12 protein-coding genes are annotated in these 15,017 nt (G+C 74.6%); 7 read left to right on the forward strand and 5 right to left on the reverse strand.

Annotated features, from left to right (window positions below):
* Positions 1 to 38 precede the first annotated feature (38 nt).
* From ACZ52R_RS17330 to ACZ52R_RS17350, 5 genes are all read left to right on the forward strand, one after another.
* Entirely contained in the window at positions 39 to 413 is a 375-nt protein-coding gene (locus ACZ52R_RS17330) for a TadE/TadG family type IV pilus assembly protein (protein ID WP_465662327.1), read from the forward strand.
* On the forward strand, positions 410 to 892 hold the full coding sequence (locus ACZ52R_RS17335) for a TadE/TadG family type IV pilus assembly protein (protein WP_360489915.1): 483 nt from the start codon (positions 410 to 412) through the stop codon (positions 890 to 892). Before ACZ52R_RS17330 ends, ACZ52R_RS17335 begins: the two co-directional genes overlap by 4 nt.
* A 159-nt stretch (positions 893 to 1,051) precedes the next feature.
* The gene (locus ACZ52R_RS17340; RefSeq protein WP_396287649.1) at positions 1,052 to 1,501 is read left to right on the forward strand and encodes a hypothetical protein; all 450 of its coding nucleotides are present in this window, start codon (positions 1,052 to 1,054) and stop codon (positions 1,499 to 1,501) included.
* Complete coding sequence (locus tag ACZ52R_RS17345) at positions 1,501 to 5,463, forward strand: LysM peptidoglycan-binding domain-containing protein (RefSeq protein ID WP_465753686.1); 3,963 nt, start codon at positions 1,501 to 1,503, stop codon at positions 5,461 to 5,463. Before ACZ52R_RS17340 ends, ACZ52R_RS17345 begins: the two co-directional genes overlap by 1 nt.
* A 116-nt stretch (positions 5,464 to 5,579) precedes the next feature.
* The gene (locus tag ACZ52R_RS17350; RefSeq protein WP_465753687.1) at positions 5,580 to 6,053 is read left to right on the forward strand and encodes a hypothetical protein; all 474 of its coding nucleotides are present in this window, start codon (positions 5,580 to 5,582) and stop codon (positions 6,051 to 6,053) included.
* A gap of 71 nt (positions 6,054 to 6,124) precedes the next feature.
* Here ACZ52R_RS17350 and ACZ52R_RS17355 read toward each other — a convergent pair whose 3' ends face one another.
* Positions 6,125 to 6,634 (reverse strand): HAD domain-containing protein, encoded by a 510-nt coding sequence (locus ACZ52R_RS17355; protein ID WP_465619832.1) that lies wholly within the window; start codon positions 6,632 to 6,634, stop codon positions 6,125 to 6,127.
* Between the two features lie 597 nt (positions 6,635 to 7,231).
* Here ACZ52R_RS17355 and ACZ52R_RS17360 point away from each other — a divergent pair.
* Positions 7,232 to 9,169 (forward strand): hypothetical protein, encoded by a 1,938-nt coding sequence (locus ACZ52R_RS17360; RefSeq protein WP_465619834.1) that lies wholly within the window; start codon positions 7,232 to 7,234, stop codon positions 9,167 to 9,169.
* A gap of 173 nt (positions 9,170 to 9,342) precedes the next feature.
* On the opposite strand, the gene ACZ52R_RS17365 is transcribed toward ACZ52R_RS17360, so the two are convergent.
* From ACZ52R_RS17365 to ACZ52R_RS17380, 4 genes are all read right to left on the reverse strand, one after another.
* Positions 9,343 to 10,713, reverse strand: a complete 1,371-nt coding sequence (locus tag ACZ52R_RS17365; RefSeq protein WP_465753688.1) for a S53 family peptidase — start codon at positions 10,711 to 10,713, stop codon at positions 9,343 to 9,345.
* A gap of 257 nt (positions 10,714 to 10,970) precedes the next feature.
* Positions 10,971 to 11,729, reverse strand: coding sequence for a beta-ketoacyl-ACP reductase (locus tag ACZ52R_RS17370; RefSeq protein WP_360489901.1), 759 nt, complete (start codon positions 11,727 to 11,729; stop codon positions 10,971 to 10,973).
* Between the two features lie 50 nt (positions 11,730 to 11,779).
* A complete protein-coding gene (locus ACZ52R_RS17375; protein ID WP_465619837.1) occupies positions 11,780 to 12,979 on the reverse strand; it encodes a thiolase family protein in 1,200 nt (399 codons plus the stop codon).
* Positions 12,980 to 13,009: 30 nt separating this feature from the next.
* A complete protein-coding gene (locus tag ACZ52R_RS17380; protein WP_465619839.1) occupies positions 13,010 to 14,173 on the reverse strand; it encodes an acyl-CoA dehydrogenase family protein in 1,164 nt (387 codons plus the stop codon).
* Between the two features lie 171 nt (positions 14,174 to 14,344).
* On the opposite strand from ACZ52R_RS17380, the gene ACZ52R_RS17385 reads away from it, so the two are divergent.
* A complete protein-coding gene (locus ACZ52R_RS17385; protein WP_360489895.1) occupies positions 14,345 to 15,007 on the forward strand; it encodes a TetR/AcrR family transcriptional regulator in 663 nt (220 codons plus the stop codon).
* The last annotated feature ends 10 nt before the right edge of the window (positions 15,008 to 15,017 follow it).

Consider the following 15,017-nt stretch of genomic DNA (forward strand, 5'->3'; position numbering starts at 1 on the left):
TGCGCCGTCCTCTCCGCCGCGGAGCCGACCGGGGGTCGATGAGCGTCAGTCTCGCCATCGTCTTCCCGGTCGTCCTGCTGCTCCTGCTACTCGTCGTCCAGGCCGCACTGTGGTGGTACGACCGGCAGGTCGCGCTCAGCGCCGCCCGCGAGGGCGTGGACGCCGGGCGGGCACAGGGGAACGCGACGGACGAGGTGAAGAACGATGCGGCGCGCCGGCAGGCCCGGGACTTCCTCGACCGGCAGGGCGCGCACGACTACACGGTGCGGACCGACGGCAGCACGCCCGAGACCATCCGGGTCACCGTGGAACTGACGCCGCCGCTGCTGATACCCGGGCTCTCGGCGCCCAGCGTCACGCAGTTCGCCGAGGCGCCGCGCGAGCGCTTCGTACCGCCGGTGGTGAAGCCGTGAGACCGGGGCTGCCCGGTGCGCGCCCGCCCGGTTCACGCCTGCGCCGGTGGCGCCCCCGGCGGCGGGACCGCGGCGGGGTCGCGATCGAGGCGGCGATCGTCGTGCCGCCCGTGGTCGGCCTGGTCCTGGTGGCCATCGCCGCCGGACGGGTGCAGACCACGGCCGGCAGCGTCGAGGCCGCCGCCCGCGCCGGCGCCCGGACCGCCTCGCTGCAGCGCAGCGTGGACGGGATGGACCAGCCGGCCAGGGACTCCGCCTTCGCGTCGCTGCGCCAGCAGGGTGTGTCCTGCCGGAACGGCGACGTCCACGTGGTCAAGGGTGAGCTGGACCTGCCGGGCGGTCCGGTCACGACCGTCAAGGTCACGGTGGTCTGCGACGTCGAACTGGCCGACCTGCTCGGTGGGCCGTCCGGAGTGCCCGTGACGAAACACCTCGTCGGCGAGTTCACCTCGGTGGTGGACCGCTACCGGGGCACATGACGACGCGCGCCGCCGCCACGGCGAAAACGGGGGATTGGAGGCGGCCCCCGCGGGGGAGACGCAAGCGGAGAGCGCTCGGGGGATGACGCAACGGTACCGAGTGGCGCCCGGTGGGGCCGGTGGGGAGAACAGCGTGCGGATTGGGGGGAGGGGATGCGGGTGGTGAGCCGTCTGCGGCGACGGGCGCGGGCGCGCCGGTCCGACCGGGGCGCGGTGGCCCTCTTCGTCGCCATCTGCGCGGCCTACGTCGTCCTCGTCATCGCCCTGGTGATCGACGCGGGCGGCCGACTGCGGGTCGCCGAGCGCACCGACGCCTACGCCCAGGAGGCCGCGCGGGTCGGCGGACAGCAGCTCGACCAGGCCGCCGTGCTGCAGGGGGCGGGCTTCAAGGTCGAGGAGAAGTACGTCCGGGACGCCGCCGACGCCTACCTCGGCCTGTACGGCCTGAAGGCCGGCGGCATCGAGTTCTCCGGTGACGGCAAGGTCGTCACCGTCACCGTGCAGGCCGACTACCGGCCCGTCCTGCTGGGCGCCCTCGGGGAGCGGAAGGTAACGGGCAAGGGCAGTGCGACCCTCGTCCACGGAGTCGAGAAAGCGGAGACCGACTGATGGCCGCGCCACGTGCCAAGGACCAGGCCCGAACCGCCCAGGCCCGTACCGGCCGGGCCGGAGCCACGCATACCGGAGCCACGCACAGAGGCGGCGGGGGCACGCGACGGCCCGGCGCGCCGACGCCCCGACCGCCGCGCGGCGGCGGCCGCGGCGGCGCCCTGATCACCGCGCTCGCCGCGCTGGTCACCCTGCTCGTCCTGCTGGTCGGCGTCCCCGCGCTGCTGCTGTACGGCACCCACGCGGTCGCCGGGATGGGTGACGTCGCGCCGGGCGGCGTGGGCGAGGCGCTCACCAGCCCGGACGACGGACGGCTGTTCCTGTGGGCGCTGGTGGGGGTCGGCTGGCTCGCCTGGGGGTGCTTCGCGCTCTCCGTCCTGCTGGAGATCCCCGCCCAGCTGCGCGGCCGGATCGCCCGCCGGATCCCGGCCTTCGGCTGGAGCCAGCGGATCGCGGCCGGGCTGGTCGGCTCGGTGCTCGCCCTGCTGCCGGTGGCCGGCTCGGCCTTCGCGGCCGTGCCCGAACTGACCCACACCCCGGCCGTCCAGGCCCAGTTGACCCCGGGCGTGCAGCGCGCCGCCCTGCCCGCCGCGCAGTCCGCGCCCGCCCTGACACCCGCCGCCGAGCAGCAGCCCACGTACACCGTGCGGGACAGCCGGCCCGCCGACAGCCTGTGGTCCATCGCCGAGCGACAACTGGGCTCGGGTGAACGGTGGATGGAGATCGCCAAGCTCAACGACGGGCGGGTGATGGACGATTCGGGCATCCGCTTCGACGCCGACCGGCCGATCCAGCCCGGCTGGGAACTGCTGATGCCGGCGGACGCCAAGCCGGACGAGGCGAAGAGCCCGACGCCGGCACCCGCGCCCGCTCCGGCGCCCGCGCCCTCGGGCGACACGGCGCAGGGGACTCCGCAGGGAACCTCGCCACAGGGGACCTCGCCGCAGGCCGGGACGGAGCCGGGCGCGGGCACGGGCGGGCAGCGGACCGTCACCGTGCAGGCCGGGGACAGCCTGTCGGCCATCGCCCAGCGGGAGCTGGGGGACGGGGAGGAGTGGCCGAAGCTGTTCGAGGCCAACAAGGGGGTGCAGGCACCGGACGGGGAGCAGCTGACCAACCCGGACGTGGTGGTGCCGGGGATGGTGCTCACGGTGCCGGGAGCGGCCGCCACGCCCGCGCCCGCTCCGGCCCCAGCGCCCGCTCCGGTGCCCGCGCCCGCTCCGGCCCCAGCGCCCGCTCCGGCCCCTGCACCGGCTCCCGCGCCGTCGCAGGGCGCGCCGCAGCCGGCGCCGGCGCCGACGCACGCGCCCACCCCGGCGCCCGCGCCCGCCGCGCACGCCGACCCGGCTACCAACGACGACTACACCGTCGCCCTCACGGCCTCCACCGTCGGCATCCTGCTTGCCGCCATCATGGTCGGCACCGTCGCCCACAAGCGCGGCACCCAGCAGCGCGCCCGCCGCCCCCGGCACCGCATCGCGATGCCCGCCGCCGAGGCCGCCGCCTTCGAGAACGAGCTGATGGCCCGGCAGGACCAGGCCGGGCTCGAACTGCTGGACCGCGCCCTGCGCACCCTGGCCCGCAACACCGTGCGCGGCGGCAAACGCCTGCCCGCCATCGTCGCCGCCCGGATCACCCCCGGCCACACCGTCGAGCTGCACCTGTCCGGACCGGCCACCCCGATCGCGCCGTTCCGCGCCGCGCACGCCGCCAACGTCTGGTGGTGCAGCGCCGAGTCCGGCGACATGCTCAGCGCCGCCCAGGCCCGCAAGACCGCCGCGCCGTACCCCGCGCTGGTCACCCTCGGTACCTCGCCCGACGGCTCGGTGGTCCTCGCCGACCTGGAGGCCGTCCGGTTGCTCCACCTCTCCGGCCACCCGGACGACGCCCGCGACGTGCTGCGCACCCTCGCCATCGAACTCGCCCACAGCCCGCTCGCCGACCGGCTCCACCTGCACCTGGTCGACCTCGCCGAGGAGGTGCCGATCAGCGGCCCGGCCGCCGAACGCGTGCACCGCCACACCACCCTGGAGGCCGCGCTCGCCGCCCTCGGCCCGCGCACCGCCAAGGCCCGCGCCACCCTGGTCGCCGCCGAGGCCGCCAGCCCGCGCGACGCCCGCAGCCGGGGCCAGGCCGACGAGTCGTGGATCCCCGAGATCGTGCTCTGCGCCCAGCAGCCCGGCGGCGGGATCCCCGCCGAGCTCGGCCGGCTGCTCGACGGCCGTCCGCGCACCTGCGTCGCCGTCATCACCCTCGCCCCCGAGCGCGGAACCGGCCCGGTCGCCCGCTGGACCCTCCCGACCACCGGCCAGGCCGCCATCCCCGGCCTGCACCTCACCGTCGAGCTGCAGCGGCTCAGCGCGCGGCAGTACGACCAGGTCGCCGAGCTGCTCCGGGCCGCCGACGACACCACCCAGCACCCCGCCCCGGCCTGGACCCTGGACGGGCCGGAGGACACCGACACCACCGAACTGCCCGCCGCCGTACCGGTACTGGTCGCCGTCGGGGCCTCCGGCGGTGCGGCGGAGAGCGGTGCGCCGGAGAGCGGTGCGGACACGGCCGCCGGCCCGCGGCTGCTCGCCCGGGCCATCGGCACCGGGGCCAGCCCGTTCGCGGGCACGGACCCGGTGACGCCCGCCCCGGCGCCGACTGGTCCGGCTTCGGTTCCGGCCGGTCCGGCGCGTTTCGCGGTCAACGGGCAGGGACGGCAGGCGGCGGGCGACGAGGCCACCCGGGACCTGCGGCGGCCGGGAGCGCCGGAGGCCGAGGAGCCGGAGGGGACCGCTGCCGGGGTCGGCGAGGAGGCGACTGGCGAGGTGGTTGCCGAGGCGGTGGACGCCCCGGCGGAGGCCGCTCCGACGGCCGTGCTCGCCGTCCAGCCGGTCGTGCCGCGTCCGGTCACCCCGGAGCCCGTCGAGGAGCCGCAGCCGACTGTCGAGGCGGGACCCGGAGCCGTAGCCGCAACCGCAACCGTGTCCGAAACCGAGGCCGAGGCCGAGGCGGTGGAGACCGAGGACGCCGAAGCCGGCGCCTCCGAGCCCGGGGTGGAGCCCGGTCCCGCCTCCGGATCCGCCTCCGGATCCGCCTCCGAGCCCGGCTCCGCTGCCGCCGCCGTCGCCCCCGTCGCCCGGACCGCACTCGGTCGCAGCGACAGCGACGACCTGCTCGCCATCCTCCGGTCCCCGGAGGCGCACGCCGCCCGCAACGCGCCCCGGATCCGGCTGCTCGGCCCGGTGGACGTCGCGGGCGTCCTCGGCACCGCCGAAACCGGCGCGCTGCCCCGGCTCACCGAGCTCGCCGTCTACCTCGCGCTGCGCCCCGGCTCCGACCACCACGCCCTCGACCACGACCTGCACCCCGGCGCCGCACACCTCGACCCGCACCCCACCGCGGCCGACGCCAAGAGCCCGCTGCCGGGCAAACTCGCCGACCTGTCCGCCTGGTTCGGCATCTCGCCCGAGGGCCGCGCCTTCCTGCCCACCGACACCACCGAGGGCTACTCGTTCACCCCGGCGGTCACCTGCGACTGGGACGAGTTCCGCAGCCTCTACCGGCGCGGCATGCGCAGCACCAGCGCCACCGCCGACGCCGCCCTGGCCCACGCGCTCGCCCTGGTCCGCGGCGCCCCGTTCGCCGAGGCCCCGCCCGCCTCGTACGGCTGGGCCGAGGCCGAGCGCCAGGACATGATCGCGGCGATCGTCGACACCGCCCATGAACTGGCCGCTCGCCGCCTGCAGTACGGCGACCACCGCAGCGCCGAGGCAGCCGTCTTCCGCGGCCTCGCGGTGGCCCCGGACGTCGAACTCCTGCACCGGGACCTGTTCTACGCCTACGCCTCGGCCGGCGCACGCGACCAGCTCCTGCGCGCCGTCAACCGGCTGGACGCCCTCAGCCGCCGCACCGGCCGCGACCTCGACTCCGACACCGTCACCCTGCTGCGGGACCTGCTCGCCGGGTCCTGAGGGGCTCCGTTGCGGGGAGGAACCGTCCTCGGCCGCGTGGCATCCGCCGGTGCCGGTGCCGGTGCCGCGCGGCCGGGGCACGCCGCCGGCAGCCGTGGAGCGGGGTGCGGAGGAGGATGAGCGCGGTGCTCGGGAGTCTGATCGCGGTCCTCGGCACCCTGCTGGGGGCCCTCAGCACCCACCTCTTCCAGCAGCTGGCCGCCGCGCGGACCGAGGCGAGGGCACGCGAGGAACTGCTGCGCCAGGAATGCCTGGCCGCGTACAGCGGGTTCGCCGCGGCCGTGACCGAGCTCAAGCGGGCGGTCGTCACCGTATGGCTGCGTCGGTCGGACCCGCTCGCCTGCGGACCGGCGCTCGCCGAGGCCGACCGGCTGGGCGCCCTGGCCGAGACGGCGCGGTTCCGGCTGCGACTGGTGTCCGGCCGTCCCGAGCCGCTCGCCGACGCCGCGTTCGCGTGCGTGGGGGCGTTGCCCGAGGCGGTCGACCCGGTCGAACTCAAGGACCGGGAAGCCGAGTTCGAGGCAGCGGTCGCAGCGTTCATCGCCGCCGCCGCGGAGCGCCTCGCGGTCGCGCCCCACCCGAGGCCGTAGCCGACCGGGCGGTTCGTGCTCGGACAGTGTGCTCGGATTTCGTGCGCGGATTTCGTGTACGGAGTTCTTGCTCAGACGGTGCGCAGCCAGGTCTCCAGAGCGGTGAAGTCCGCTGCGGTGAGGCCTCGTTGGGGGTTCACCCGGTGGAGGAATGCGCGGGCCGGGGAGTGGGCCGCGACCCAGCGGCGGTCCGCCTCGGTGATCTCGTCGTCCAGCCAGGCGAACGGGCGGTCGGCGGCCCGGGCCACCAGCGTGCGGGTCTTCCAGTGCACGCCGCGCGGCTCGTCCTGCTCCTCCAGCGGCCAGTCCACGACGGGCAGTTGCGGAAGACCCAGCCACGGTGCCAGGCAGTCGTTGGCGTCCTCCAGCCAGGTCGTCGCCCACACCAGGTCGCAGCCAAGGCTCAGCAGGCGCGGCCCCAGCGCAGGGTTGGCGCGGGTCACCAGGGGGTTCCCGCCCGGCGTCGCGCCGGAGCCCGACGGGCTGCGGTAGGTGGGGTAGCCGCCCGGGGGAGGGGAACCGAAGGGGATCAGCGGTCCGTCCACGTCGAGGAAGAGCAAAGGGCGGTCGGTACCGGTCATGGCGGCACGATAGCGGGCGCCACGGGCGGCCTGACGAGCCGATCGGCGACCCGGCCTGGATAGGGTGCGCCGGGATCTCGTAGGGTGGCGCGCACGGAGTGTGGTGGCAAGCACCACACAGGCAAGGGCATCAGACGCCGCGGGGCGGCGGGGCGGGGCGGTGACCAGGAGATGGCGGAGACGACAGCGGTTTCCGGAGGCCCCGACCCGGCAGCGGACTCGGGCCCCTGGGACGCCGTACCGCCACCCCCGCGCGTCCCGTCCGAGGAGCACCCGCCCGGGCCCGCCGCGCTCTACGAGCCGCCGCCAGCACCCCCGGCCGTACCGGCTCCGGTGCCCACTGCGGCGCCGGCTCCTGCTCCCGTCCCGGAGCCCGCTTCCGCGCCCGCTCCGGCTGCGCAGCAGCCCCTGCAGGTGCCCACGCCGCCGCTCGCCCCTCCGGCGGGTCCGCCTGCCGGTCCGCTTGCCGGTCCGCCTGTCGCGCCACCCGTTGCGCCGACCGGATGGACGCTCACCGGCCTGCCCGCCGCAGGTGCGGCGTCCTCGGCGACGCCGCCGCCGTTCCCGGTCGCGGGCGCCGGCGGAATGCCGGGTGGCATGCCGGGTGTGGCCGCCGGCGGGCTCGGTGGTCTCGGTGCCGCGCCGCGCGGACGGATCCTGGTGATCGAGGGCGGGTACGGCAACTCCGGCCGCCGCACCTGGGGCCGGGGCGGCCCGACCCAGGCACCGGTGCTCTCGGCGATGCTCGCCGCCGTCTCGCCGCAGGTCCTGCTCGCCGCCGACGCGGTGGACGCCGTCCACCTCCCGGGCGCCAGCGACCCGCACACCGTCCTCGCCCACCTGCGGGCCGCCTCCCGGCACCCCGGGCCGCTACTGGTGCACGTGGGCGGCCACGTGGTCGCCGACAAGCGCGGCGGCCAGCTGCAGCTGACCCTGCGCGACGCCAGGCAGGACGGCCTGCCCTGGCAGGCCATCGCCGCCGAGCTGAGCCACCGCCCGGCCGAGTGGCAGACCCTGGTCATCGCCGACCTGAGCGCCGACCAGAACGCCTGGCCGTACCTCCAGGGCACCGTCTCGCCGCTCAGCGAGGGCATCCCGCTGTGGGCCGTCGTCAGCCCGGACCCGGAGCAGATCGGCACCTTCACCCGCGCCCTGATCGAGGCACTGCACGGCGGCCGGCCCGGCGCGGGCGAGGTGATCGCGCCCGAGCAGCTGCGGCAACAGGTGTACTCGGTGCTGCGGCCGGACGTGGTCATCCTGGCCACGCACGCCCCGGACCGTCCGTTCTTCCGCAACACCGCCCGGCGCGGCGACGGCCCGGTGGCCGACCTGCCGCCGGTGACGGACGTGGTGCCGCTCACGGACGCGGTGCCCGCGTTCCCGCCGCCCGCGGCACCGCTGCTGCCGCGTCCGGCGCAGCCGCAGGACGACGTCGCCGCGTGGCCGGTACCGGCCCCTCCCGCCGCTCCGGTGGGCGTCGGCGGCCCGGTGAGCCTCGTCAAGCCGGGCGTGCCGCCCACCCCGCCCCGGCCGGCCCGCCCGGTCAGCCTGCTGAAGGCGGGCGAGTCCGTGGTGGCACCGGGCGTGACCCTGCGCAAGGCGACCCCGGCCGACACCGTGCCCGAGGACACCGTGCCCGAGGACACCGTGCCCGAGGAGATTGCGCCCGAGGACACCGTGCCCGAGGAGATTGCGCCCAAGGCCGGCGTCACGCTCCTCAAGGGCCGGCCGGAGGCACCCGACGCCGTGGTCGAGGCCGAACTCCCGCAGGTGGAGGACGCGGTGGCGGCCGCGGAGGCCCTGGCCTCGGAGACGGCCGAGGTTGCCGACGTCGCGGAGACGCCGGAGGGCGCCGAGGAGACGGCAGAGGAGGCCGAGGAGACGGCCGAGGCCGTGCAGGAACCCCGGGACGCCGTCCCGGCCGAGGCCGCGCCGACCGGCGAGGTCGCGGCCGACGAGGTCCCCGCCGACGCCGTGCCGCAGGACGAGGTGCCGACCGACGCTCCGCCCGCTCCGGGGGAGGCTCCCGCCGATGCCCCGGTCGATGCCCCGGTCGATGCCCCGGCCGAAGCCCCCGCTGATGCACCGGCGGCCGGCCGGCCCCGCGCGGACTACCGCGAGGTCATCGGACGGATCGTCCGCAGTGCCGACGCAGGGGACCATGCCGCCGCGACCGACCTGGCCTTCGCCCTCGAACTGGAGGCGATCGCCGAGCACGGCGCCGTCTCCGAGCCGGTCCTCCAGGTGCGCCAGGTACGGGCGCACGTGTGCCGACTCGCGGGCCGCCCGGCCGAGGCCGCGGACATCTACCGCGAGGTGGCCCTGACGCTGCTCCGCTCGCAGGGTCCGGAGCACCCGGAGACCCAGCAGGCGGCCACCAACGCCGAGGCCTGCTGGCGCTCGATCACCGACCGCGCGGAGGCCATCCGCATCGCCCCGGAGATCATCGAGCTGCGCGCCTATCTCCCGGGTCCCGAGGGCCGCAAGCTCCGCGCCGCCGAGCGCTACCTCGCCCAGCTGGCCGCCACCGGCTGACGGGTAACCGAAGACAGCTGACAGCGGCCAGCTGACAGAGAACAGCAAACAGAAAACAGCGGACAGCTGACAGATTTCGAAATCTGTCAGCTGTCCGCTGTCGTTTGTCAGCTGTGCGGCGGTCCGGCCGTTCAGCCGTTCAGCCGCTACCGGCCGACCGAGCCGCTACCCGATCACCGACCGGCGATCGCGTGCACGAACTTGGCGGCGTCGATGGTGCCCAGGCCGCTGGCGAGGTCGTAGCCCGCGGTGGCGTTGTTGCCGGTGACTCCGCCCCAGCCGTTGTCGCCGTCCTTCACGTCCACGATGCCGCTCCACTGGCTCGGGAGCAGGTTCAGGCCGTACAGGCGCCAGTTGAGCTGGCCCAGGCGGTGGCCGGCGAGCTGGTCGGCGAGCGCGACGACACCCGAGAAGATCGGGGTGGCCTCGCTGGTGCCGCCGGTGAGGTGCCAGCCGACCGCGGTCGGGTCGTAGGACTCGTAGGTCCAGGCCCCGCCGTCGACCGCCGCGCTCATGCTGATGTCGGGCGTGCCGCGGTGGTTGCCGGTGACGTTGGCGACGCCGGCCTGGTACCACGGGCGCTCGAAGATGCCGGAGACGCCGCCGCCGCCGGCGCCGTAGTTGTCGTGCCACACCTTGTCGGCCGCGGTGCGCTTGCCGGAGTCGTCGAGGGTGAGCTGGGTGCCGCCGATGGAGGTGACCAGCGGGTCCGAGGACGGCCAGGAGTTGACCTTGTACGGGTACAGGTCGGTGCCGTTCTCCTTCGCGTCGGTGGCGCCGTTGTCGCCGGAGGCGGCGAGCACCGTGACGTTGTGGTTGGCGGCGGCCTGGAACGCGTAGCGCAGGTCGGTCAGCGACTTGAAGTCGCCCTTGTCGTACCCCGGGAAGGTGTTCTCGGTGGCGCCGAAGCTCTGCGAGATGACGTCGCCGCGGCCCGACTTGATCAGGCTCTTCTCGGCGTCCATCATCTCGGGCAGGCCGGTGGTGCCCTCGGTCTCGGCGACGCCGGTCTCGACCAGGACGATGTGCGCGTCGGGGGCGACCGCGTGGGCGTACTCGACGTCCAGGGTGGTCTCGCCGGCCCAGCCGGTGTGGTCGGGGTTGGTGGGGTCGAAGACGGGGACGTTACCCCACTTGACCACCTCGACGTTGGTGTCCGGGATGCCCCACTGCTTGTCGAAGACCTCCAGGTCGTGCTGGATGGTCGGCGAGCCGAAGGAGTCGACGATGACGATCGTGCGGCCCTTGCCGGTGATCCCCTGGTCGTACAGCGGGCTCAGGTTGTAGGCGGCGCGGTACTGCAGCGGCGAGTAGCAGTGGATGCCGATCTGGCTGACGCACTGGGTGGTGGTCAGCGGGGCGGGGCGCGCCTGGGCGTTGTGGTGCCCGAAGGAGGCGGGGCGGACGTGGACGCCCGTCAGGTTGTGCGAGGGGGCGGCGGTCGCGGCGCCGGCGGCCGGGACGGCGACGGTGCCGGCGGTCAGAGCGGTGGCTCCGACGGCGAGCAGCGCCATGGCGCGGCGGAGGGGAGCGGGGCTGCCCATGGAACTCCTTGGGACGCAGGGCCCGACCGGGTCCGGTCGGGTCGGTTGGGCCATCCCATCGAGTGCCACATGATCATGCCATAGTCATTTGGTGGGGTCATGTGATCACTACCATGGTCATGCTCGGCCACGAGAAAAGGTAAAGGCCGTCCCAGGTGAAGGTAACCATGCACCTGGAACGGCCATCTGATGACACGTCAGTCATATTCAATGAATATCAAGCGTATCCATTGACCCCGCCCGGTTCAACCCCCGGACTACCGCGCCCCGCCGTTGACGTACAGGGTCTGCCCGCTGACGTACGAGGCGTCCTCGCTCGCCAGGAAGGCGACCACCGACGCGATCTCCTCCGGCTGCCCGACCCGGCGCAGCGGCGTACGGGCGGCGACCTCGGTCTGGTGGTCCTCGGCCGTGCTGCCGACCCGCTCGGCGGTGGCCGCGGTCATCGGGGTGGCGATGTAGCCCGGGGCGACGGCGTTGACGTTGATGTTGAACGGCCCGAGCTCGATGGCCAGGGTCGCGGTGAGGCCCTGGATGCCGGCCTTGGCGGCCGCGTAGTTCGCCTGGCCCCGGTTGCCGAGGGCGGAGCGCGAGCTGAGCGAGACGATCTTCCCGTACTTCTGCGCCACCATGTACTTCTGTGCGACGTGGCTGCAGTTGTACGCGCTGGTCAGGTTGACCGTCAGCACCGTGTCCCAGTCGGACTTGGGCATCTTGAAGAACAGGTTGTCCCGGGTGATCCCGGCGTTGTTCACCAGGATGTGCACCCCGCCGAGGTCGGCGGCGATCTGCGCGAACACCGCCTCGACGGCGTCGTAGTCGGCCACGTCGCAGCCGTACGCCCGGGCGGTGCCGCCCTTGGCGGTGATCTCGGCGACCGTCCCGGCCGCCCGCTCGGCGCTGAGGTCGACCACGGCGACCGCCGCGCCCTCCTCGGCCAGCAAACGGGCGGTGGCCGCCCCGATGCCCTGTGCCGCGCCGGTCACCACGGCGACCTTGCCCGCGAAACGCGTCATGTGAACTCCTTGGAAGAGTGTGTCGGCTGCCATCTGCTGTCTGTCCGCTGTCAGACGTTCTCGACCAGCACGGCCGTACCCTGCCCCACGCCCACGCACATGGTGGCCAGGCCGCGCCGGGCGCCGGTACGGCGCATCCGGTGCAGCAGGGTGGTGAGGATGCGGGCGCCGGAGCCGCCCAGGGGGTGGCCGAGGGCGATCGCCCCGCCGCTGGGGTTGACCAGCGCGTCGGCCTGCTCGGGGTCGAAGCCGATGCCGTCGGCGGAGGCCAGTGCCTGGGCGGCGAAGGCCTCGTTGAGCTCGGCGGTCTCCAGGTCCGCGAGCGACCAGCCGGCCCGCCCGAGCACCTTCGCCGTCGCCGGCACCGGGCCGATGCCCATGACGTCCGGGTGCACCCCGGCCGAGGCGCCGGCCACGTACCGGCCGAGAGGCTGCAGCCCGAGGTCGCGCAGGGCCTCCTCGCTGACCAGGACCAGTCCGGCCGCGCCGTCGTTCATCGGCGAGGCGTTCCCGGCCGTGACGGTACCTCCGGGCCGGAAGACCGGCTTGAGCCCGGCGAGCTTCGCCAGGCTGGTGTCCTCGCGGATGCTCTCGTCCTGGCTCACCGTCACCCCGTCCGGCCGTTCGACCGGGATCAGCTCGGCGTCGAAGTGCCCGTCCTTGCGGGCGGCGGCGGCCCGCTGGTGGCTGCGCAGTGCGAAGGCGTCCTGGCGCTCACGGGTGATGCCGTACCGGCCGGCCACCTCCTCGGCGGTCTCGCCCATGCTGAGCACGCCGTGCAGGTCGGCCATCCGGGGGTTGGTGAGCCGCCAGCCGAGCCGGGTGTCGTAGGTCTCCATCCGGTGCGGCAGCGCCTCGTCGGGGCGGGGCAGGACGAAGGGGGCGCGGGTCATCGACTCGCAGCCGCCGGCCAGCACCACGTCGGCCTCGCCGGAACCGATGGCCCGGGCGGCGAGGGTGACGGCTTCCAGGCCGGAGGCGCAGAGCCGGTTGACGGTGGCTCCGGGGACGGTCTCCGGCAGGCCGGCCAGCAGGACGGCCATCCGGGCGGCGTTGCGGTTGTCCTCGCCGGCCTGGTTGGCGGCGCCCCAGTAGACGTCGTCGATCCGGGCCGGGTCGAGGGCGGGTACGTCGGCGAGCAGGGCGCGCAGCACGGTGGCGGAGAGGTCGTCCGGGCGGACCGTGGCGAGCGCTCCGCGCAGCCGGCCGATGGGTGTGCGGCGGGCGGCGGCGAAGTAGACAGGACGCACGTCGTCGGGCTCCTTAGCGAAGAGGGTGGGTCAGAAGGCGTTGACGCCGGTGAGGGCGCGTCCGATGAGCAGTTGGTGGATCTGGCTGGTGCCCTCGTAGAGGGTCATCACCCGCGCGTCGCGCAGGTACTTGCCGACCGGGTACTCGTCGATGAATCCGTACCCGCCGAACACCTGGAGCGCGTTGTTGGCGGCCCGGACGGCGGCCTCGCTCGCGTAGAGCTTGGCGACGGAGGACTCGGTGGCGAACGGGAGGCCGCGCTCGATGTGGTCGGCGACCTTCCAGGTGAGCAGCCGGGCCGCCTCGACGTCCACGGCGATGCCGGCCAGCAGCTCCTGGACGAGCTGGTGCGAGGCGATCGTCCGGCCGAACTGTTCGCGCTCGCCCGCGTAGCGGACGGCGGCCTCCAGGCAGGCGCGGGCGATGCCGACGCAGCCGGCCGCGACCGACATCCGGCCCTTGGCCAGCGCGGCCATCGCGACCGTGAAGCCCTTGCCGACCTCGCCGAGCCGGGCGCTGTCCGGCACCCGGACGTTCTCGAAGGAGAGTCCGGCGGTGGCCTGGCCGCGCAGGCCCAGCTTGCCGTGGATCTCGGTGCGGGTGAAGCCGGGCAGATCGGTGGGGACCAGGAAGGCGGTGATGCCCCGGTGCCCCCGCTGCTCGGGCTCGCTGCCGCCGGTGCGGGCGAAGACCAGGGCGACGTCGGCCCAGGTGCCGTTGGTGATGAACGTCTTGGCGCCGCTGATCAGCCAGTCCGAGCCGTCCCGCACCGCGCGGGTGGTGAGGTTGGCGGCGTCCGAGCCGGTGCCGGGCTCGGTGAGCGCGAAGCAGGCGAGCGCCTCGCCCGAGGTGAGCCGGGGCAGCCAGTGCCGCTTCTGCTCCTCGGTGCCGAAGCCGTTGATCGACTTGCCGACCAGGCCGAGCGAGACCGAGACGATCCCGCGCACGGCCGAGTCACCGCGCCCGAGCTCCTCCAGGACCAGACAGTACGCGAGGTGGTCGCCGCCGCTGCCGCCGTACTCCTCGGGGATGGTCAGGCCGAGGAAGCCGACCTTCGCCAGTTTGCCGATGATCGCGCGGTCGACGGACTCGGCGCGATCCCACTCGGTGGCGTACGGCACGATCTCGCGGTCGGTGAAGGAGGCGGCGAGGTCCCGGACGGCGCTCTGCTGCTCGGACAACTCCAGGTTCACGGCGGCTCCCGAATCCCGTGTCCAGGGTCCGGGCGAGGTCCGGACCGATTAAACTAGCGCTGCAAGTTTTCTGGGGGGACTGTAGCCCCGCCCGGCCCGCGCTGGGAAGAGGCACCTGCCAGAATCGGTCCCCAGCACACCCGACCGGAGGAACCGGAGGCAGCCGCCGAGATGGCCCGTCCACGCACCCCGCTGCTCAGCCGCGAGCGCATCGTCGCCGCTGCCCTGCGGCTGATCGACGACGAGGGGCTGGACGCCCTCTCCACCCGCCGCCTCGCCACCGAGCTGTCGGTCAGCGGGCCCTCGCTCTACAACCACTTCGCCACCAAGGACGAGCTGCTGGACGCGGTGGTGGACAGCGTCATCGGCGAAGTCGACCTGTCGATGTTCGGGAGTGTCGGGACCACCGGAACCGTCGGGACTCCCTGGCCGCAGGCACTGCGCGACTGGGCCCGTTCCTACCGCGCCGCGCTGGCCGCCCACCCCAACATCGTCCCGGTCCTCGCCCAGGGCCCGGGGCGGCGGCCGAACGCGCTGCGCCTGGCCGACGCGGTCTTCGGTCACCTGGTCGAGACCGGGTGGCCACGCGGCCAGGCGACCAGGATCGGCGCGCTGATGCGCTACTTCGTCACCGGCTCCGCACTGGCCTCGTTCGCGGCCGGCTTCCCGGCGGACGCCGAGGTCTACGACGCGGCCGACTACCCGCACCTCGGCGAGGCGCACCGGCTGGCCGGACACCGGGGGGCGGTCGACGAGGGCGCCTTCGAGACCGGCTTGGAGGCCCTGCTGGACGGGCTCGCCCTGCGCTTCGAGCGGCTCCCGGCACGGCCCTGACCTCGCGGCG

This window comes from Kitasatospora sp. NPDC034023, assembly GCF_055575795.1.

Excerpts from the sequence above, each read along its gene's own strand:
- ACZ52R_RS17330 (WP_465662327.1), top strand. The coding sequence starts at position 39 with ATGAGCGTCAGTCTCGCCATCGTCTTCCCGGTCGTCCTGCTGCTCCTG.
- ACZ52R_RS17345 (WP_465753686.1), top strand. The coding sequence starts at position 1,501 with ATGGCCGCGCCACGTGCCAAGGACCAGGCCCGAACCGCCCAGGCCCGT.
- ACZ52R_RS17350 (WP_465753687.1), top strand. The coding sequence starts at position 5,580 with ATGAGCGCGGTGCTCGGGAGTCTGATCGCGGTCCTCGGCACCCTGCTG.
- ACZ52R_RS17355 (WP_465619832.1), bottom strand. The coding sequence starts at position 6,634 with ATGACCGGTACCGACCGCCCTTTGCTCTTCCTCGACGTGGACGGACCG.
- ACZ52R_RS17360 (WP_465619834.1), top strand. The coding sequence starts at position 7,232 with ATGCCGGGTGTGGCCGCCGGCGGGCTCGGTGGTCTCGGTGCCGCGCCG.
- ACZ52R_RS17365 (WP_465753688.1), bottom strand. The coding sequence starts at position 10,713 with ATGGGCAGCCCCGCTCCCCTCCGCCGCGCCATGGCGCTGCTCGCCGTC.
- ACZ52R_RS17370 (WP_360489901.1), bottom strand. The coding sequence starts at position 11,729 with ATGACGCGTTTCGCGGGCAAGGTCGCCGTGGTGACCGGCGCGGCACAG.
- ACZ52R_RS17385 (WP_360489895.1), top strand. The coding sequence starts at position 14,345 with ATGGCCCGTCCACGCACCCCGCTGCTCAGCCGCGAGCGCATCGTCGCC.